At 43.8% G+C, this 20,295-nt stretch carries 11 protein-coding genes and 1 tRNA gene; 8 read left to right on the top strand and 4 right to left on the bottom strand.

Annotation, left to right across the window (positions count from 1 at the left end; all coding sequences use genetic code 11):
* Nucleotides 1-268 precede the first annotated feature (268 nt).
* The 6 genes from MHH46_RS01235 (at nucleotide 269) to MHH46_RS01260 (ending at nucleotide 12,931) form a co-directional block, all read left to right on the top strand.
* On the top strand, nucleotides 269-4,576 hold the full coding sequence (locus MHH46_RS01235; protein ID WP_076192597.1) for a bifunctional 2',3'-cyclic-nucleotide 2'-phosphodiesterase/3'-nucleotidase: 4,308 nt from the start codon (nucleotides 269-271) through the stop codon (nucleotides 4,574-4,576).
* A 227-nt stretch (nucleotides 4,577-4,803) separates the two neighbouring features.
* Nucleotides 4,804-4,887: transfer RNA gene (locus MHH46_RS01240), tRNA-Leu, on the top strand.
* 118 nt (nucleotides 4,888-5,005) lie between these two features.
* Nucleotides 5,006-6,400, top strand: a complete 1,395-nt coding sequence (locus MHH46_RS01245) for an MATE family efflux transporter (RefSeq protein WP_076192595.1) — start codon at nucleotides 5,006-5,008, stop codon at nucleotides 6,398-6,400.
* 165 nt (nucleotides 6,401-6,565) lie between these two features.
* Nucleotides 6,566-7,666: a glycerol dehydrogenase gene (locus MHH46_RS01250; protein WP_076101108.1), complete on the top strand. Its 1,101-nt coding sequence runs from the start codon at nucleotides 6,566-6,568 to the stop codon at nucleotides 7,664-7,666.
* A 216-nt stretch (nucleotides 7,667-7,882) separates the two neighbouring features.
* The gene (locus MHH46_RS01255; protein WP_076179139.1) at nucleotides 7,883-8,227 is read left to right on the top strand and encodes a hypothetical protein; all 345 of its coding nucleotides are present in this window, start codon (nucleotides 7,883-7,885) and stop codon (nucleotides 8,225-8,227) included.
* A gap of 396 nt (nucleotides 8,228-8,623) precedes the next feature.
* Nucleotides 8,624-12,931: a glycosyl hydrolase gene (locus MHH46_RS01260; RefSeq protein WP_081386374.1), complete on the top strand. Its 4,308-nt coding sequence runs from the start codon at nucleotides 8,624-8,626 to the stop codon at nucleotides 12,929-12,931.
* Nucleotides 12,932-13,030: 99 nt separating this feature from the next.
* On the opposite strand, the gene MHH46_RS01265 is transcribed toward MHH46_RS01260, so the two are convergent.
* The 3 genes from MHH46_RS01265 to MHH46_RS01275 form a co-directional block, all read right to left on the bottom strand.
* Nucleotides 13,031-13,786 (bottom strand): SDR family NAD(P)-dependent oxidoreductase, encoded by a 756-nt coding sequence (locus MHH46_RS01265; RefSeq protein ID WP_038568170.1) that lies wholly within the window; start codon nucleotides 13,784-13,786, stop codon nucleotides 13,031-13,033.
* 688 nt (nucleotides 13,787-14,474) lie between these two features.
* Nucleotides 14,475-15,827, bottom strand: coding sequence for a cell wall metabolism sensor histidine kinase WalK (locus MHH46_RS01270; RefSeq protein ID WP_076192593.1), 1,353 nt, complete (start codon nucleotides 15,825-15,827; stop codon nucleotides 14,475-14,477).
* Nucleotides 15,805-16,542 carry a response regulator transcription factor gene (locus tag MHH46_RS01275; protein ID WP_076126944.1) on the bottom strand — a complete coding sequence of 246 codons (738 nt, stop codon included), beginning with the start codon at nucleotides 16,540-16,542 and terminating at the stop codon, nucleotides 15,805-15,807. The genes MHH46_RS01270 and MHH46_RS01275 overlap by 23 nt, the downstream gene beginning before the upstream one ends.
* A 160-nt stretch (nucleotides 16,543-16,702) precedes the next feature.
* Here MHH46_RS01275 and MHH46_RS01280 point away from each other — a divergent pair, with 160 nt between their 5' ends.
* Entirely contained in the window at nucleotides 16,703-17,350 is a 648-nt protein-coding gene (locus tag MHH46_RS01280) for a hypothetical protein (RefSeq protein WP_076126946.1), read from the top strand.
* 96 nt (nucleotides 17,351-17,446) lie between these two features.
* Here the strand turns inward: MHH46_RS01280 and MHH46_RS01285 are convergent, their stop codons facing one another.
* On the bottom strand, nucleotides 17,447-18,370 hold the full coding sequence (locus tag MHH46_RS01285) for a DMT family transporter (protein ID WP_076192591.1): 924 nt from the start codon (nucleotides 18,368-18,370) through the stop codon (nucleotides 17,447-17,449).
* Between the two features lie 142 nt (nucleotides 18,371-18,512).
* Between MHH46_RS01285 and MHH46_RS01290 the strand changes: the two genes are divergently transcribed.
* Nucleotides 18,513-19,853 carry a PLP-dependent aminotransferase family protein gene (locus tag MHH46_RS01290; RefSeq protein ID WP_076192588.1) on the top strand — a complete coding sequence of 447 codons (1,341 nt, stop codon included), beginning with the start codon at nucleotides 18,513-18,515 and terminating at the stop codon, nucleotides 19,851-19,853.
* Nucleotides 19,854-20,295: the final 442 nt, after the last annotated feature.

Genomic DNA, 20,295 nt, shown 5'->3' on the forward strand with positions numbered 1-20,295 from the left:
GGGTAAAAAGTAGTGCCGGACATAGATTCGACTTTTCTAGACTTTATATAGGATTGTTTTTAGGACACATCTGGTGAAGATGTGTTCTTTTTGCATCTATTGACTCTTGACCTATAAAAACGGATTCATAAGTCTAGGTCTTTCTTCTTATGTTATTATATTTAACATTGTTTTATATTATTTTTACAATTATATGATAATTGGTTATGTTTGTGTGATATAATATCACAGAAATTATGTGAAAATGATAGGGAGGACTAATATTATTATGGGATGGAAGACACGATGGAATAAGCCGATTGCTTCTGTATTAGCAACTGCAGTGCTTTCTTTGCAGGTGTTTGGAGGTATTGGTTTGGGTGCAGCTTGGGGTACAGATAAAGCTGAAGCAGCATCCGCAGCCACAGCCAAACTCCGGCTGATGAGCACGACGGACGTGCACACCAATGTCTACGGCTGGGACTATTTTAAGAATGCGGCTTCTACAACTGTAGGACTCGATCGGACAGCTACGTTGGTTACTTATGCTAGGAGCGAATATCCTGATAATAATCTTCTGCTCGACAATGGGGACTTGATTCAAGGTACGCCATTGGGTACTTACATCGCGAATGAAAGTAATTTAGTAGAATCAGAGACTAAGCTACACCCTATGATTGCGGCTATGAATATTATGGAATATGATGTTGCGACTTTTGGTAATCATGAATTCAATTATGGGCTGGAATTCTTAAATCGGACTATTAAGGGCAGTGCTAATAACCCATTGAGTGGTGCGGACTTCCCCTATGTAAATGCCAATATATATATTGATGATAAAGATGGTAATCCAGATAATGACGTAAATGCTTTTGAACCTTATGTCATTCTTGATAAAAAAATAGTGGACAGCGATAACCAGCTCCGGGATATTAAAGTCGGTGTGCTTGGTCTTGTGACCCCGCAGATTATGGAATGGGACAAGGTTAATCTGGAAGGCAAAGTCATTGCTAAGGACATTGCTGAAACAGCAGAAAAATATGTTCCTATCATGAAGAGTGAGGGTGTCGATGTAATCGTAGCAATGGCACATACCGGCTTCGATGCAACTGCAGTTGCAGGTACTGGTGCAGAGAATGCTATCAATCTTTTAAGTAAGGTTGACGGCATTGATGCGATTACTTTCTCACACACTCACAAGGTGTTCCCAACAGTTGATAATAAATCCCTTGACAATTCTTTCAAGGATCCATTAACAGGGCAGGCGTATAATAACGCTCAATCTGTTGTTGATAATGTTTACGGCCACATTAACGGGACTCCAGCCGTGCAAGCGGGTTATGGTGGGGGTTACTTGGGCCTGATTGATCTCAAATTGGTGGAAGTAGGCGGAAAATGGGAAGTGGATAAAGATAAATCCATTGCCTCAACCCGCTCCATAGCCAATGCTATACCGGATGCTGCTGTTGATGCTGCTGTTGCAGCAGATCACCAAGCTACTATTGACTATACAGGTCAAGAGCTAGGTGTTACTACCGCTCCGATGAACAGCTATTTTGCAATGGTTCAGGACGACCCTACCGTGCAGATTGTTACCAATGCCCAGAAATGGTATGTGGAGAAGTATATTGATACCAATCTTCCACAGTATAAAAATCTTCCGATTCTCAGTGTAGGTGCTCCTTTCAAGGCTGGGCGTAACGGTCCTTCAGAGTACACGAGTATTGAGAAAGGTCCACTGACTATTCGTAGTGCAAGTGACTTGTATTTGTATGACAACACGCTGAAAGCTATTAAAGTTAAAGGTTCTGTTGTTAAGGAATGGGTTGAAATGAGTGCGGGTGCTTTTAATACCATCAAAGAAGACATCACAGCTCCACAAAGCTTGCTGAATGGGGAGTTTGCTGTTTATAACTTCGATGTTATTGATGGCATTAAGTACACAATTGATGTAACCAAACCTGCAAAATATAGTCCTACCGGTGTGATTAACGATGCTTCATCGAGTCGTGTGAAGCAAATTACGTATAAAGGAAAAACGTTGGATCCTAACCAAGACTTTATTGTTGTAACTAACAACTACCGTGCAAGTGGCGGAGGGAATTTCCCAGGTGTGAAGGGTTCGGAGATTCTAGTCGATTCCCAAGATGAGAATCGCCAGATCCTTATGGACTACATCAAAGAAGTAGGTACAATAGATCCTTCTGCGGATGGCAACTGGTCTTTGGCTCCACTTTCGGATGACGTAAATCTCACGTTTACTTCGTCACCAGAAGCGGCGAAAGTTATGCCGGCCAACATTAAGGACACTGGTGAAAAAGATATTAAGGGATTTAGTATTTATGAATTGGCTCTACCAGCTAAGGACGTAGAAGTTCACCTTCTTGGAATTAATGATTTCCACGGTCAACTGGATACGGTGTCTGTCGTAAACAATAAGAACGTGGGAACAGCCGCTATTCTTGCGACTTATCTGAAAGAAGCACAGGCTAAATACGATAATTCTCTACTCTTCCATAACGGAGATTCCGTAGGTGCATCTGCTCCAGTATCTTCACTTGAGCGCGATGAGCCGACGATTGAGTGGATGAACTTGATGAGATTTGATGTGGGCTCCCTAGGAAACCATGAATTTGACCAAGGTGTCGATGCACTGATGACACAATTGAACGGCGGAGTGGACCCTAAGGATAGCAACGTTACCCACAAGGGTACAAACTTTGATTATGTTAATGCGAATGCAGTGGATGCCAAAACTGGCGAGCCAATTATTAATCCTTATGTAATCAAAGAAGTAGGCGGTGTGAAGATCGGCTTTATTGGTCTTGTAACGAAATCCACACCAAGTAAGGTGGCACCTTCCGGTACGGCTGGCGTGCATTTCCTCACGCCTGAAGAGGAAGTGGCGGCTGTTGAGAAATACGCTAAGGAGCTTCAATCTAAAGGTGTTGAGACCATTATCGTGCTTGCACATGATCCTGCAACAACCAAAGATGGTGTGACTACAGGTGAAGCGGCTGATCTAGCCAATGCGCTTCCTGCGGAATCCCCTGTTGATGTTATCGTTGCTGGTGATAACCATGCACTTGCAAATGGAACAGTAAACGGCAAGCTGATTGTACAAGCTTATTCTTACGGTACAGCATTTGAGGATATCAAGTTGATCATTGATCCTAAAACAGGTGACGTGAAGGACAAGTCTGCTGTGGTAACTTCCACCTTCCATGATGGGGTAACACCAGATCCGGAAAGTGTGGCACTGGTTAATGCTTACCTTGAGAAGCATCCTGAGCTCACTCAACCAGTGGGTACAACGGACGGAACTATCACTCGTACCGATGCTTACAATAATGAGGCTGCACTTGGTAATCTGATTGCTGATTCTATGCGTAATGCTGACTTCGGCGATGGTGCAAAAGCTGCCGATTTCGCCTTTATGAATCCAGGCGGTATCCGTGCGGACCTTCCGAAAGGTCCTGTTACCTTCGGCGATCTGGCTAAAATTCAGCCATTCGGCAACACGCTTGTGAAGCTGACACTAACCGGAGCGCAAATCAAAACATTGCTGCAACAGCAATGGAATGTAAAAGCTGATGGAACACCAGATATCAAAACGCTGCAAATTTCCGGACTGAAATATACAGCGAATATGTATCTGCCAGTAGCCGATCGTATTGCGATCCTCACACTAACTGATGGAACACCAATTAATCCTACGCAGAAATATACAGCAGTAGTAAATAACTTTATGGCTGCGGGTGGAGATAACTACAAGGTTCTGACTCAAGCTAGTGATTCATTGGCTGGACCTATTGATTTGGACGTGTTCTACGACTACATTGTAAAAACGTTTAATGGCAAAGAGATTAAAGCAGCCATTGAAGGTCGTATTATTAATAAATTAAAGGCTGATTCGGGATCAGGCAGTGGCAGTGGAGGCGGTTCTACCGGTGTAACTCCAACGCCTACTCCAACCGCGAAACCAACAGCAACACCAGCACCATCAACAGCACCAACGGCAACACCTGCACCAACTACTGCGCCAGCAGCAAACTTCAAGGATCTGGGCAAGGTAGCTTGGGCGCAAGAAGCTATTGAAGCATTGGCTGCTAAGGGCATTCTGAAAGGTCTGGATGCAAATACTTTTGCGCCAACCAAAACAGTGACTAGAGCAGAGTTCGTTACGATGCTGGTACGCGCACTGAATCTTACGGGTTCAGCAACAACTAGTTCGTTCAATGATGTTAAACAAGGAGTTTGGTACACGGATTCTATCGCCCTTGCGGTGAAGGCTGGACTTGTACAAGGCTCTGGAAATGGCAAATTTGAACCGGGTCGTGAAGTGACTCGTGAAGAGATGGCCATTATGGTTGCTAACGCACTGAAAGACAAACTACAGCCGATTGATAAAAATGCAGCATTGGGTAAGTTTGCAGACAAATCCAGTATTGCTCCTTATGCACAAGAGGCTATCGCACAGCTAACTCAATTGGGAATCGTCAACGGTGTTGATGGTGGGAAATTTGCACCTAAGGGTATAGCTAATCGCGCTCAAGCAGCGGTTATCATCTATCGCATGCTTGGACAAGCATCATAATTCTATTGTTCTAACTAAAAGTGTATCGATGATCCTCTTGAGGGCACCGATACACTTTTTTTAAATATAAGAAAGTATAAGTGACACCAATACTCTTATAGTCTTCCCTTAAACGCTTACTGCCCTTACAAGGGCACCGAAGACGCTTTTACTTGTTAAATTTGTTGTTGCTCTTTCTGTGAAATCATGTTAACTTATATTCTGCACTGTATTTTTTTATATCTTGTGCGGTCGTGGCGGAATTGGCAGACGCGCACGGTTCAGGTCCGTGTGGGCTAACCCCCGTGGAGGTTCGAGTCCTCTCGACCGCATACCTAAGTGCATATAAACAGGCAATACTTTTGAATCGCTCTTCAACCTGAAGAGCCTTTTTCTATTTATACGCATAATTCAATTTGACAAACTCTATGTAAAAGAAGTGAAGCAAAGATGGAGCCTAATGTAGGTGTAAATACGAAGCAAAGTGTGCGGTTTCTAGAAAAGTATTTCTCTGGTGAATCGATAGATTATCGTCAGATGATTGCTTTATTCATCCCTATCCTAGTGGATCAGGCCTTTGTGGTGGGTCTTAATCTAGTGAATACAGCTATGATAAGCTCGTCTGGTGTGGCAGCTATCAGTGCGGTCAATATGATAGATTCTCTTAATATTTTTCTCATTAGTGTGTTTATTGCCGTCTCAACAGGTGGGACGGTTGTTGTTGCGCAGTATAAAGGGAGCGGCAATGACCTCATGGTGTCAAAAGCTACGGCAGGTGCTACGTCATCTGTTTCGCTGATGGCATTTGCTATTGGGATGTTCGGAATTCTTTTTCACAATCCGCTGTTGAATTTACTATTTGGAGCGGCCTCACCGGAGGTTATGGAGAACGCCCGAATATATTTAATCGGGAGCTGTATCTCTTATCTTGGTATAGCTGTTGTGGAAGCGGTATGTGGTGCTCTTCGTGGAATTGGTAGAACGAGGGCCTCGCTTGTACTTTCGCTAATTATGAATTTAACTTATGTCTTATTGAATCTCGTCTTTATTAACCTGTTGCATATGGGTGTTCTGGGGATGACCATTTCTATAAATATAGCTAGATACCTGGGGGCGTTCTGCGCACTTTATTATCTATTCCGATTGGACAACGATCTGCATATCCGTATTCGCGATCTTGTAGCGGTTAAGCTGTCTATGCTGAAAAAAATAATGTTCATCGGGATGCCGTTTGCGGCAGAGCAGATGTTCTTTAATGGTGGTAAAATTCTGACTCAGATCTTCATCGTTAGTCTGGGTACGTATGCACTTGCGACTAATGCGATTGCCTCCTCCTTTGCAGGGATTATGCAAATCCCGGGGAATGCGTTGTCCTTGACGATTATTACAGTGGTGGGACAATGTATGGGAAGCAATAATGTTAAGGATGCTCGAAAATTTATTAAATCATTCCTTGTCGCCTCTTCTCTTTCCCTGGTGGTGATGGGGTTGCTGATTATGCCTTTTTTCAATCCATTAGTGTCTATGTTCCATCCTCCTGCTGAGATTTTGGGTGATATCTTCCTGATTGTGCTCATCAATACGATTGCGCAAATTCCGTTATGGTCTATAAGCTTTATTACGCCTTCGGCGCTTAGAGCGGCAGGGGATTCCAAATTCACCTCCATGGTTTCGATGCTTACGATGTGGCTGTTCCGTGTAGTGCTCGGATACATCTTAGGTATTGTTCTGAACTTTGGTATACTCGGCGTTTGGCTGGCGATGAATTGTGAGTGGGGGATCAGAGGTTTGATTTTCCTGCGGCGATTTATGGGCAAGAAATGGGTTCAGCATCGTGTTATATAATAGATATAAAAAAATCAAAGGACGCCCTGAGGGGTGTCTTTTTTTGCATGCTCTGATGAGTGCCTTTGGAGAATGCAGCTTGAGTATTTCTTGGGTAGCGGGGTAATAATATGTAGGAATTGCGTCTTTATGCTTACTAAAACACACAACAAGGAGTCTTGCACAATGTCACATTTCGTTAGATCCGTTACTTCACCAAAGAAATTTATCTCCGGCCATAACTTACTGTCAGATCTGAATGAGTATATTAAGGCGTTTGGCGATCATGCCTATGTGATCTGTGATGAGTTCATTTTGGAACGTGCTAAGAAAGAGGCGGGGAGTTCCATCGAAGGTGCGGGGAATAAGGCTACTTTTGAAAAATTCAATTATGAATGTACTCAGGAAGAGATTAATCGTAATCGGGAACTTGCCCGTAAAGCTGGGGCGAATATCATCGTCGGTATCGGGGGAGGTAAAACACTGGACACTGCCAAAGCTACTGCGTATTATGAGAAGCTGCCTGTAGTTATTTTTCCGACGATTGCATCTACTGATGCACCATGTACAGCGCTGGCTGTCATTTATAATAAAGATGGTTCATTTGATCAATACTTATTCCTCCCAAGTAATCCGGATGTGGTCTTGGCGGATACAGCGATTTTAGCTTCAGCACCTTCCCGTTTTTTCGCAGCTGGAATTGGCGACGCACTGGCTACTTATTTTGAAGCCCGTGCTTGTTATGCCTCTAATGGCGACAATCTCGTACTTATGAAACCTTCTACAACGGGTCTAGGTATATCAAGACTTTGTTATGAAGCTCTACTTAAGAATGCGGTAAAAGCAAAACGTGCGGTTGATCAGAAGCTCTATACACGCGCGGTGGAGGAGACCATTGAAGCGACAATTTATCTAAGTGGTGTGGGTGCTGAATCTGGTGGTCTGGCTGCCGCGCATGCTATTCATAATGGGATGACAGCCGTTCCTTCACTACACAAAGCTCAGCATGGTGAAAAGGTTACGTTTGGTCTTTTAGCCCAGCTAGTACTGGAAAATGCCTCAAATGAGGAGCTGGAAACTGTCATTAAGCTTATCAAGGATGTAGATCTTCCGCTAACCCTCGCCGATCTGGGGTGCACGGAATTTATCGAATCCGAATGGCGCCAAGTTGCTGAAGCTGCTTGTGCAGAAGGAGACACAATGGGCAATATGCCGTTCCCGGTTACTCCGGAAGATGTGTACAATGCGATAGTGGTGGCGAACTCGCTGGCAGAGTCTTATAAATAACTAGCACAACTAATATGTAGTGATAATGAAGGCGCCCTTGGGGGTGCCTTTTGTTTTTATATAGGTTAAGCTGTTGAAGTAGAGTAGGGGTAAAATTATGCTTATAGGTATCGGCTTCGGCATACTTAATCACGGGATAGGGTGCCTACGGAAACGAGATTATTGCTAATCGCCCCGTTGCTGTGCCAATATCACTCTATGTAATAAGGAGGAAAGATGAGAAAAAAACATTTAGGTTATCTAGTCCTTATTATCATAATTATTGGAGCGGTAATAATAGCAGTAATTCACGGGAATTCGGAGCGTCAGAACAAGCAGGCAGCAGGAAGCCTTGGAATGGATTATGTGCGCAAAGAGTACACGGAAAGTGCGTCGCTGAGAGTTGCAACGATTTGCAAACCCTTATTTGGAGGGTCGGGTTATCAGGTAGTGCTCGAGGATTCAAGTGGGCAATCGTATTATGTCATTATCGTTCTCGGAACTACACGTAATCTTGTCACTATGGACGATCTGACGAAAGAGGTGCGGGAGGGTACAACTGTGTTTCCGTGCCACCAATAAAACATGATAAATGAATCGGATCTCATCTATATGATTATTGGGAGGCACTCCTGCGGGGTGTCTGTTTTTGTTATATTAAATTGAATTTTGTTATTTATTTTCGGAATTACTAACATTAATACTAACGTAAACAATAAAATAATTATAACAAAAGGGAATATTTAGATTGTTTTATGCCAATGTAACCGCTATAATCTTGCATATACCGAAATATCTAACGAAATTAAAATATTTTGTTAGTGTTTGTTATTAATAACGAAGCTGAGTATGTGGAGGTGAATAGTTAGCGAGTAGGTCTGTAATTGTCTTCTATAAGGACAGATAGTTATTGGGTTCATAACAGCTGGTTGGCTATTCTTATTATCAAATCCATTCATTTTCGAAGGAGAATTAGGAATGAAAAAAGCGAAAAAGTGGCTGGGGAGTATACTTGCCTGTGCAATGATAATGTCTCCTTTCCCCTCTGTAATTTCTGCAGCAGCAGCGCCATCGACTGTGGGATTCGGTGATACACAGGGTCACTGGGCACAACAAAATATTGCGAAGTGGGTAGAAAATGGCGTATTAAACGGGTATCAGGATGGTTCTTTTCATCCCAATGAAGGAATTACAAGAGCTGAGTTTGCTACGATCTTGAATAAGGTATTTGGTTTCTATATGAAGTCAGATCAATCTTTTTCCGATGTAAAAGCGACCGATTGGTATGCAGATCAGCTTTCGTTGGCACGATATGCTGGGTATTATGAAGGATACTCAGAGAATAAAGCACAAGCTACTGATTATATAACGCGTCAGGATGCGGTGACGATGTTGGCTCGGATATTTACTCTTCAAGACATTGAAAGCGCTTCATCGATGAGCGGATTTAGTGATTCCGCTCAGATTCAGGCTTATGCTAAGGATGCAGTTCATGCGCTCTCAGGTTTGATTACAGGGTATGAGGATGGAACCTTTAAGCCGCTTGGAAGGATCACCCGTGCCGAAGTTATAACGTTAATTAATAAAATAGTGAAGAGTTATTACTCGCAATCTGGAAGCTTTGAAGGAGGAATAGTTTTTGGGAATGTAGTCGTTAATCAGGATGGTGTTGTGTTAAAAAATGCAACGATAAACGGAAACCTGTATCTAACTGCTGGGATCGGTAACGGCGAAGTGACCCTTGAGGGTATTAAGGTTACGGGCACCACATTTATTGCAGGTGGCGGGATAAACTCCATTCTTATTAAGAATAGCTCATTAGGCAAAGTAAATATAAATCGTAAAGAGGGTGAGGTTCGTGTCCTCACGAGTGGTACAACCCAAATTTCTCAGCTAACGGTAGATAGTCTAGCAAGACTGGAGTTTGGAACTGGGACGATGATCACCACGGGAATTCTAAATAGCACTGTGGGGCTGATCCTAGGTGAAGGCGCATCGATTGCTAATCTAAACGTAGCTGTCAAAGCGACTGGAACCACTCTTTCCGGTCAGGGCGACATTGCAAAAGCGGACGTTAAAGCAACAGGAGTAACGTTGAACGGTAAGCCCATTGCTCCTGGCACAATTGTCATTATCAAAGGCAATCAAGGTCCTGTAGCAACGACTACCCCAGCGCCTACCTCGGCATCAGGCTCATCAACAACGCCGGTAGGTCCGACTAATCCAACCGCGGCACCTACAGCGACACCAATACCAACGGAAACACCGACACCAACAGCGACACCGACAGCAACACCAACACCGACACCGACAGACCCGACGGGTCCTGTGGGACGTATCGAGAATTTAGCGGATGTTGATGCAAGTAGTGAGACTAGATCGCTATTCGCCTATTTACAGGATATCCGCGGCAGTGAGATCTTGTTTGGACATCAGCATGCTACTACAGAAGGACTTTCTATTACTGAAAAGGACGGAACGCAGTCTGAGGTCGAGAATGCAGTAGGTGACCTTCCGGGGCTGTTCGGCTGGGATACGCTTAGTCTTGAAGGTTTTGAGAAACCAGGCGATCTAGGCGCAACCCAGCTGGAGAATCGTGATAAATTAATCGGCGTGATGAAATCTGCTTATGAAAAAGGCGGCGTGCTTACATTAAGCTCGCATATGCCGAACTTCGTCACAGGAAAGGACTTTTATGACACCAAAGGGAATGTGCTTACGCATATATTACCCGGCGGTGACAAACATGCAGAGTTTAATGCATTCCTGGATATGATTGCGGACTTTGCAAATAACTTAAAAGATGATGATGGTAAAGCTATTCCAGTCATTTTCCGTCCATTCCACGAGCAAAATGGTGGCTGGTTCTGGTGGGGTGCGCCTTACCGTACGAAGGAGCAGTATGCTGAAATTTATCGTTATACCGTTGAATACTTAAGGGACAAAAAAGATGTGCATAACTTCTTATATGCGTTCTCACCGGGAAGTCCATTTAACGGCACAGATGCGACATTCCTTGAGACGTATCCGGGAGATGACTATGTCGATATCCTTGGCTTCGATAATTATTATGACGGAACCACTGAGGGTTGGTTTGATTCAGTCGTGAAGGATGCTAAGCTGATCTCGAAGCTGGCGGATGGTAAGGGGAAAATCGCAGCATTTACTGAGTTCGGTTATTCGGGTGTGAAGCCAACTGGAACGAAGGACCTGAAATTCTTTACCAAGCTAATCGCTGCACTGCAGTCTGATCCGGATGCTAAACGGATGGCGTACATGCAGACTTGGGCAAATTTCAATACAGATTCTATCTTTGTCCCTTATAGAAATGCTCCAAACGGGCTAGGGGATCATGAACTGCTCCCTGATTTTGTAGACTATTATAATGATCCGTATACAAGCTTCAGCCATGAAGTGGCTATTGCGGATGCGTATTCGAAACAGGTAACTACAGAAACCGAGCAACCTTTTTTACACATTGCCTCACCAACGGCAAACCAAACAGTGCCCACGACAAAAGCATCGACCCTTCGTGTTCGTGTGTTGAATCAGGACGTGGATAAAGTAACCTACCTGATTGGGGATGACACAACAGAGTACAGCATGGCAGCTGACGCAGAAGGTTTCTATTACTTGGCAGATTGGACACCAGGTGTAGCCTTCGACGAAACTGGCGTGATGCTTACTGTTAAGTCCTATGCAAAGGATGGTTCTGTACTTTCACAAACGATCCAAATCTTTGTAAGTGACGTAGAGGGCAATGGGGACCCATTGATTGTAGATACTTTTGAGAATTACAAAGGGAATGATGAATTACTTCGTGCGGCATTAAGTCCTGCGGGTGATCTAAATACGATCTCACTTGATGCGGACCATAAAAATGATGGCAAGTATGGCCTGAGATTCGATTATAATGTGGATGGCCAAGGTTATACAGGTCGTACCAAAAACATGAATAATGCCGACTGGTCGGACGCCAACAAATTGAAGCTCTGGATTGCACCTGATGGCAGCGACCACAAGCTTGTTATTCAGGTCAATGCAAGCGGCATTTCTTTTGAAGCTTATCCTTCACTGGCAGGTACGACACCTGGCTTGGTGGAAATTCCATTCAGCCAGTTCGCTCCAGCGCCATGGGATACAGGAAATGCCGGTAAAGTAATCACTAAAGAGAACCTTAAGGACATTCGGGCAGTGTCTATCTACGTAAATAAAAAGGACATAGTAGCAAGTACGTCTGGTACGCTGTACTTCGACGATATTGCAGCGTTTAATGATGGAACGGGTGGCGTTCCTAATGGGGGCGAAGGCCCTGGCAGCACGCCAGAACAGGCGAAGCTGTTGTATGGTTTCGAAAAAGATACTCAGGACTGGACAGTAGAGCAAAATAATGCGAGTGCAAGCGCGGCGGTAATCTCGACTGATGAGGCTGCTGAGGGAACTCATTCGTTAAGCACCTTGTTCTCACTCGATTCAGATGGAGCTTTTGAGCTCAGCAAAAATGGCAGTCTGGATCTGAGCGCGGTTGATAAATTAAGCGCACAAATTAAACTGTCGAACGGAACAGCGGATGCACGTTTGTATATTAAGACGGGATCAACCTGGTCTTGGGCTGACAGTGGAGCTGTGAAAGTAGATTCGAGCGGATTTACTACGGTTTCGCTCAACTTGGCAGGTATTGCAGATCTTAATAGTGTAAAAGCCATAGGTATCAAGCTCGAGGGATTCAGTGGTACGGGAACTTCTACGCTGTATCTGGATGATGTTCGGACCCTGAAGAATGGTACCGCACCTGAAGCTGTCGTCTATGGCTTCGAGGACAATACACTGCAAGGCTTCAGCATCAATGTGGATGAAAATAATAAATATAATACAGCGCTGGCTCAGAATCTATCGGTGAGCAATGCTGTGTATGCTGAGGGAACTCATTCGATGCAAGCGGACTTAACATTGAATGGAGGGCAATTCCAGCTGCGTCGTGTGGTGGTTACCAACTTAGCGAATGCATCAACAATTACGCTTAAAATCAAGGTTGTACCTATTGATACAAGCGATGTTAGCGGTGTAATGGCTCAGCTGTTTACCCAAAGTGGCTCAAGCTGGGGAACATGGACTGCTTCTACGGCTACACCAGTAGATGCCAATGGATTTACTACAATAACACTGGATATCAGCAAGGTAGCGGATCGTAATTTGACCCAAGCGATTGGCGTTCAAGTCATGACCACAGCAACTGATCCAGTAGGTAGTGCTACCGTATATGTGGACGAAATCACGATTAAATAGAAAGTAGTAAAGCCGGAAGCGAACATTTTACGATGTTCACTTCCGGCTTATTTATTTAGCATCAAATTTATTCATTTTAAGTCGAGTATCTGCTTGAAATTAACGAAGCTTAATAGACCCGCCATCTACCATGATAGTCTGGCCCGTAATATAATCGGAATCTTCACTCGCTAGGAATACCGCAACACGACCAATATCACTTTCCAGTTCACCCAATCTTCTCAAAGGTATTTTTGAAATCATGTTTTGGTAATACTCAGGGTTTGCTTCTGCCCATTCAATCATGCCAGGGGAATTAGCAATTGGAGCAATGATGTTTACGTTGATACCAAATGGACCAAATTCATTAGCGGCTACCCGGGTAATTCCACGGATGGCTTCTTTTGCAGCAGCATATGTTCCTTGATTGGTATCCCCGTTAAGGCCAGCGCCCGATGCAAAATTAATAATTTTACCTTGTGTTTCTTTTAAATACGGTAGTGCTGCTTGCATGAAATAGAAGGTTGGATAGAAGCCTGTATCAAAAGATAAATCGAAATCAGCCTGTGTAGTTTCTTCAATAGATTTCATTCTGGATGCGTGGGCATTGTTTACTAAAATATCTATTTTTCCAAATTTATCAGCTACTTGTTTAACAAGGTGAGCTATTTTATCGTGTTCCTTGAGGTTCGCTTGAATAAAGATAGATTCAGGTTGATATTCTTGTAATTCTTTAATTGTTTCTTTGCCGGTTTCTTCATTGAGGTCAATAATAGCTACCTTAGCGCCTTCTTTAACAAAAGCCAGGGCCATCCCTTTACCAATACCGCCTGCTCCACCAGTAATAATAGCTACTTTTCCTGCAAGTCTGCTCATGTTGGTATCTCCTTTTTGTGAAAAAATGTAGTATCTAACTCTTATCAGAGGTAAGGTGTAATTGTTACTTCGACTATATATTACCCAAAATAGTAGCTATATTTACCATGAAGTAGAAACGGCATCATTTACCAAGATGAATATAGAGGGTGATGATGAATAATACAGCATCTGATGAGGTCTGTTCCAGCTCTTATGTACATGTTGAGCGATTGAATTAAGCGGCGCACCAAGTGATGAGCAATTGATGATTCATGTGTCGCACCAAGTGATGCTGCAAGTGATGCAATAAGTGAAGTATTTATAGAGTAATTAGGGAATTTCTCCCTGAAATTCAGAGATTTCTGTTCATCAGACTTATAATTAGGGAAAACTTACCTGATTTTCGGCCGATTTAGTAACTAATTAAGAAATCCCCCTAATTATTAGGGAGGAATTCCCTGATTTCGTGCATTTAGAGTGAATATCGGCTATTTTCAGGGAGTTTTTCCCTAATTAGTTTAAACCCTACCGCAAGCGGTATGAAAAACTCACCTAGCAAGTCGCCCACCGCCCAACCCAATATCAGAGAACACTACGCGTGGTATATAGTCATATGGCACAGTAAAATCCATTACTTTTCTATTCCATAAAAAAGAAGCTGCCCCAAGTAGAGTTCACTACTTTTGAGACAGCCTCTTATGGATATTTATAAAGGAAACCCCATCGAGATTACCGCACCGCCATTTCTTCGGTTGCCTGCGCTGATCTGACCTCCACAACGCTCGATGATTGCGCGGGAAATAGCCAGTCCAAGTCCGGATTCTCCGTCTTTTCCTTTTACAAAACGATGGAAGAGATAAGGAAGCAGATCGTCCGAAATTCCAGGGCCATCGTCACTTACGGATAACAGAGCCCGGCCCTCCTTGACTGAAACATGGATATAGATATGTTGATTAGCATAACGTGCTGCATTGGAAACTACATTAAGAAGCGCCTGTAGCAGCTTATCCCTATCCGCACGGATCGTAAGAGAATCTTGATGATCGTGGGAGATATGGAGGGTTAATTCTTTTTTCATTAATAGAGGGTTCATTCGTTCGATGGTTTCTGTCAGTAGATCTTTTAAACAAATAACCGTAGGCTTGAATATATCTTCCTCGCTGTCTAGCTTCGCAAGTAAAGTCATTTCGGACACGAGCTTCTTCAAGCGGCTGCTTTCGCTCATGATAATGTCTAGCCCTTTTACTACATTCTCACCTTCAAAAACACCATCCTTAATCCCTTCAGCGTAGCCGGAAATGGACATTAAGGGAGTTTTTAATTCATGAGACGCATTCTGGAAAAATTGTTTCTGCACATGGTTGAAACGATTTAATTCATCTGCCATGTCATATACCGATTGAGCGACAGATCCAAGCTCTCCACCAGCTTTAATTAATTTAACATCTGAGAAGTGCCGTTCTTTGACTTTGCGGAGTTCTTGTTGCAGCCTCATTAGAGGTTGAATCAGCTTCTTGGTGATAAATAGGCCAAATAGGAACATAAATGCTCCCGCTGCGCTGAAAACGATCAGCAGTCTTTTGAGCAAAGCTTGTTCAATAGCAGTGACTGCGCTCATAGGGGTTAGTAGAGTTAGCGTGCCTATAGGTGTAGCCTTCACTTCAGTAATATACCGTGTATCTGTTCCATTCCAAATGTTCTGGAGCTCAGTGGCTTGGCCTGTGACACTCTTGGCATCATAGTTTATTGCAATTGAACTCATCTCTGATGATGTGGACAAGACTTTTCCTGTCTCATCGCTAAGAATGGCTTCGACGCCTGCAGTGCTTAGAGAAGGTAAGGTCACCGGCAGAGCTTCCAGCTGAGTGCCAATCTCCCCGATGTATTTACTTTCTTCAGTCAATGTAACTGACATCGCCGCACCAATGGTTCTTAAATCCTCTTTTTGTGTTCCGACAAAATGGTTGAGTAGTACAAAATGGATCACGACTGCAGTAATAGATAGTAGCAATACCAATGCAATACTAAAGGCTAAATTAATCTGATGTGCTAGTTTCATTCGTATGCTCACCCCCATCTGTTCTCATGCGGTATCCGTGTCCCCATACAGCCTCAATGGGCAAATGCTCCAGTTTTTTGCGCATCCGTTTAATGAGATGATCCACGGCGCGATCACTTCCAAAATAGTCGTCTCCCCACACATAGCTCAGCAGCTCATCTCTTGTAAATGCCCGGTTAGGGGCATCAGCGAATACTTTTAGCATGGTGAATTCCTTGCTGGTCAAGTCTACCTCTTCACCACACCAGAATACACGTCTTTCTTCCGGCAATAGTAGAAGCTGGTCGATTTCAAGACGGGTGGAAGTGGTCTGACTATTCAATTTTTCGGCCTGATTACTCATTTTGTACCAGCGTTGAAGCTGCCGTTTGATCCGGGCGACTAATTCACGAGGGCTGAACGGCTTGACTAGATAATCGTCACTGCCAAGCTCCAATCCTAATATTTTATCCACTTCATTATCTCTTGCGGAGATCATAATGATCGGTACTTCGGCTTCGTTACGAATCCTTTTACAGAACTCATAACCATCCATGCCGGGGAGCATAACGTCGAGTACCCACATATCCGGGGGGCTAGTCTGCCACAAGGTCCATGCTTCCTCAGCGCTGCCAAGGCCGATGGTGTGGTAGTTTTCTTTTTGTAAATAAGCTTCAACAAGATTGCGTATATGTTCATCATCGTCGACTACGGCAATGAGATATGGATTATTCATTTCGGGTTACCTCCAGATTATTCTCCTACAAGTATATCAATCCAGAGGTGGGTAGGGGCGGCTGCCATCGTTTTTCCACAAATTAACCAATGTTCTGCCACACCCATTATGTAAGCTTGGTCTTGTAAGATCATTCGAATCGACGAGGAGTGTTGTATTTATGAATCAACAGATGTTATTTAAAAAGTTAGCGCTGTCCGCCCTGCTAGTGTCCGCCGTTGCTGCACCGTCTGCAACGAACGCAGCAAGTGGAGCGCAAGACGGAAACACGAAAACAACGGCTGCAGCCGTGGTTACTGCTGCCTCTAAAGGAACAATTGCCACTAAAGTAACCACTATTGATTGGGTAGATCCCCTAGAGTTGGCTAAGACCTACGCACCTAATACCCAAGAAGATTGGAAGAACACCTTGGATCAGTATTATAAGGTTGCTGGATTTAGTGTAACCGCACTTGCCGAGCTTGTGCCTGCGGAACTGGTGGAGGGAGTTCAATTATCTAAAGAAATACTATCCACCGAAGCTCTACCTGCAGGATATATTGAAGCTGGTCGTAACCTTGAAGTAATACCTGTAGTCGATGATATGCAGGTAGATAGCAATATCACTACTTCAATTAAAGCTGTAGACGCGACTTCAATTGCTATTTCCATTCCAGATCTTAGCGACGCGGATAAAGCTTTTTTCAAAGCCCAAGATGATCTGAATAGTGCCGCTAAATCCAAAGATGCGACTGTTATCAAGGAAGCTTTAGCTAATCTGTTGGATCAATATAAAGAGAAGATCAAGGAGCTTGAAACAGCCAAATAACGGCGATTAGCGAGGCTTGCTACAGAATAGAGATACTGAAAAGGGTAAAGATAAAAGACACCTCGCGGGGTGTCTTTTTTGTATGCATATCAATCTTCACGCTTTGCCTTTGGCCCTTACTTGCTTCCGCCAGTTCACACCGATCACCCCGGCGATGATCATCACTGTACCGGTCCAATGGTACCATTCCAGTTGCTCATTCAGCAGAAGTACACCACCGAGAATAGAGACAACTGTTGAAAGACTGCCGAAAATGCTCACGCGTGAAGCTTCCATCCGTGATAAAGCATAGTTGGAGAGGAAGGAGGTTACGAGGGAAGAGAGTACGCCGAGATAGAGCATGGAGAATATAAATTTTGGCTCTTGAAAAGGTGTGAAATACTGACCCAAGGTTCCTGCCGAACCATGCTTAATGATCGACAGTCCATTAAAAAATATAAATCCGAACAAAGTAATCATATAGGTAAGTTCTTTGGGACTCCAGGTACGTGTCAGCTTTCGAGCCGCAACATTATAACCGGCAAGGGATAAAGCTGAGATTAGGATGAGCAAGACGCCCCAAAGACTAGAAGAAGAGATACTCAAACCTGGAATGGCAAAGATAAGAATAATGCCTGCAACTGAGATTAATGTAGAGATCTTTTGGAAGCTGCTCGTGGTTTCCTTCAAGAACATCGCCGCCAAAAGGATGGTGAAGATGGGCATTGTCGCCTGAATAATACCCGCTACAGCGGAAGTTGTATACAAAAGTCCATACGCCTGAAGGTTGAAATATAACGCTGGATACATTGAAGCCAGTGGGATTATCACTGCGGCCTTGGATATTCCAAACTTCACCCGCCCCCACCCTGGAAAAGTAAATAAAGAAGCGGCAAGGAAAGATAACGTGAAGCGATGAGCTAGCGTATCAAAAGGATCCGAGACGGTTAGGGCCATTTTTACAAATATAAAGGAAAACCCGACGATAATAGCATTCATGACAGCTGCTGCTATCGCTTTTTGAGTAGAAGATGTATTCATTAGTAAAGACCTCCAAAGTGTTGCGCGCATTTAGGTACCGGTCCTGTTCTGCTCTTTATTCTAAGGCTAGAGTAGCTGTGCTACAATGTAATTATTATTCATCTGTACCGGTACAGAATAAGCTTGGAGGAAGGTGAAAGGGATGTATAAGTATTCGGAGTTAATCAACGAGCTGGAAGCGCAAATTGCCGAGGATGCGTATCGTGAGGGAGATAAATTACCGTCTATCCGGGAGTTGTCCTTACGTTATGGATGTAGTAAAAGTACGGTTATTCGCGCGTTGCAGGATCTTCAGGACAAACATTTAATCTATGCCGCCTCAAAAAGTGGTTATTATGTCATGAAACGAAGCGGACAGCGAAAAGACGAAGGTGCACATTGGATCGATTTTACGGTGTCTGCACCCGACCCGGATATTTTTCCGTATCTGGATTTCCAACATTGTATTAATAAAGCGATTGATATGTACCGCAATGACTTGTTCATCTATGGAACGCCGCAGGGGCTTCCTTCTCTTATTCGTGAAATGCAGCGGCATCTGGCTTCTTATCAGGTATTTGCCAATCCGGAACAGATTTTTATTACCTCAGGTGTGCAGCAGGCGCTTGGCGTATTGACCCGAATTCCTTTTCCGAATGGCAGGCAGCGAGTGCTGATTGAGCAGCCGGGTTATCCGCTTTTTATGGAATATCTGAAGACGTATGGCATTGAGACAGAGGGAATAAAGCGTTCGGATGCTGGGGTGGACTTGAAAGAATTAGAACAGTTATTTAAGACAGGCCAGTTCAAGTTCTTTTATACCGTCCCGCGATTTCATAATCCGCTTGGCGTCTCCTATACCCGTCCCCAGAAGAAGGCGATTGCTCAGCTAGCAGCTAAATACGATGTATACATCGTTGAGGATGACTACATGGCGGACTTGGAGCAGGATGCAAAAGAGGATCCGATCTACGCTTATGACGATGCTTCCCATGTGATCTATTTGAAAAGCTTTTCCAAAATTATATTTCCGGGTCTACGTGTCGGTGTCGCTGTACTGCCAGCGGTCCTGTGTGACTCTTTTAACCGATTCAAAAGACTGATGGATATAGATAGCTCTATGCTGTCTCAGGCTGCCCTGGAGTTGTATCTGAAAAGCGGAATGTTCGAGCGCCACCGAAAAAAGATGCGTTCCTGCTACGAAAAAAGATCCACGCTGCTCCATGAATCGATTATGAGAGAGTTAGATACAGCGACAGCACAGCATTATTCCTACCATCCAACCGGCCAGCTTGGTGTGCATACGTATCTGAAGCTTAGTGACAGCATAAAGACAGAACAGATGATCAAACGTCTGCAAAAAAAGTTCATTCGCATCGAAATGGCGGACAGCGGGTATCTGCCCTCTTTTAATAAAGAGAAGATTCTAAAGCTCAATGTATCCAGTGTAAAAGAGCCGGATATTCGCTTTGGCATTGAACAGGTAATGCAAGAAATACGCTGAGAGCGCAGCAATAAATGAGTGGATGATAATGGTGGAAATGCTGGGAGCCCATTGGAGTAGAAACAAAAAAGCGTTCCTCCAGTAACAGGGATCGTTTTTTTGCGTTGTGGGTCGTTGGCAAATCTGGCAGCAGTGAACTGATGGACAGCAGATCTCATTATCGGTACAACTCGCAGTAATCTCTGGTTCTTCTATAAATATCCGAACACATTTTCTGTGCAATCTTCGGCCGAGTCATGCGGACCCAGATAACGTTATTTGCTAGTTTTTAGCCTTTGAAGCAGGTTTTCGGACACCAGCGCCGCTATTCAATTAGAAAGGGGTTATATTGGGTGGTTTTCATGCTAATAACGGCTATGGGGTCCGCTAGCACTCTAAAAATGTGAAAAAGCCGCTTTTAAGGTCAGCTGTGTCCGATAGCGAATTCGCTAAGTGCAAATTA

The sequence above is a fragment of the Paenibacillus sp. FSL H8-0175 genome, from assembly GCF_045040615.1.
Lineage (GTDB): Bacteria > Bacillota > Bacilli > Paenibacillales > Paenibacillaceae > Paenibacillus_AQ > Paenibacillus_AQ odorifer.

Excerpts from the sequence above, each read along its gene's own strand:
- MHH46_RS01235 (WP_076192597.1), top strand. The coding sequence starts at position 269 with ATGGGATGGAAGACACGATGGAATAAGCCGATTGCTTCTGTATTAGCA.
- MHH46_RS01270 (WP_076192593.1), bottom strand. The coding sequence starts at position 15,827 with ATGAAACTAGCACATCAGATTAATTTAGCCTTTAGTATTGCATTGGTA.
- MHH46_RS01255 (WP_076179139.1), top strand. The coding sequence starts at position 7,883 with ATGAGAAAAAAACATTTAGGTTATCTAGTCCTTATTATCATAATTATT.
- MHH46_RS01265 (WP_038568170.1), bottom strand. The coding sequence starts at position 13,786 with ATGAGCAGACTTGCAGGAAAAGTAGCTATTATTACTGGTGGAGCAGGC.
- MHH46_RS01250 (WP_076101108.1), top strand. The coding sequence starts at position 6,566 with ATGTCACATTTCGTTAGATCCGTTACTTCACCAAAGAAATTTATCTCC.
- MHH46_RS01285 (WP_076192591.1), bottom strand. The coding sequence starts at position 18,370 with ATGAATACATCTTCTACTCAAAAAGCGATAGCAGCAGCTGTCATGAAT.
- MHH46_RS01290 (WP_076192588.1), top strand. The coding sequence starts at position 18,513 with ATGTATAAGTATTCGGAGTTAATCAACGAGCTGGAAGCGCAAATTGCC.
- MHH46_RS01275 (WP_076126944.1), bottom strand. The coding sequence starts at position 16,542 with ATGAATAATCCATATCTCATTGCCGTAGTCGACGATGATGAACATATA.
- MHH46_RS01280 (WP_076126946.1), top strand. The coding sequence starts at position 16,703 with ATGAATCAACAGATGTTATTTAAAAAGTTAGCGCTGTCCGCCCTGCTA.
- MHH46_RS01260 (WP_081386374.1), top strand. The coding sequence starts at position 8,624 with ATGAAAAAAGCGAAAAAGTGGCTGGGGAGTATACTTGCCTGTGCAATG.
- MHH46_RS01245 (WP_076192595.1), top strand. The coding sequence starts at position 5,006 with ATGGAGCCTAATGTAGGTGTAAATACGAAGCAAAGTGTGCGGTTTCTA.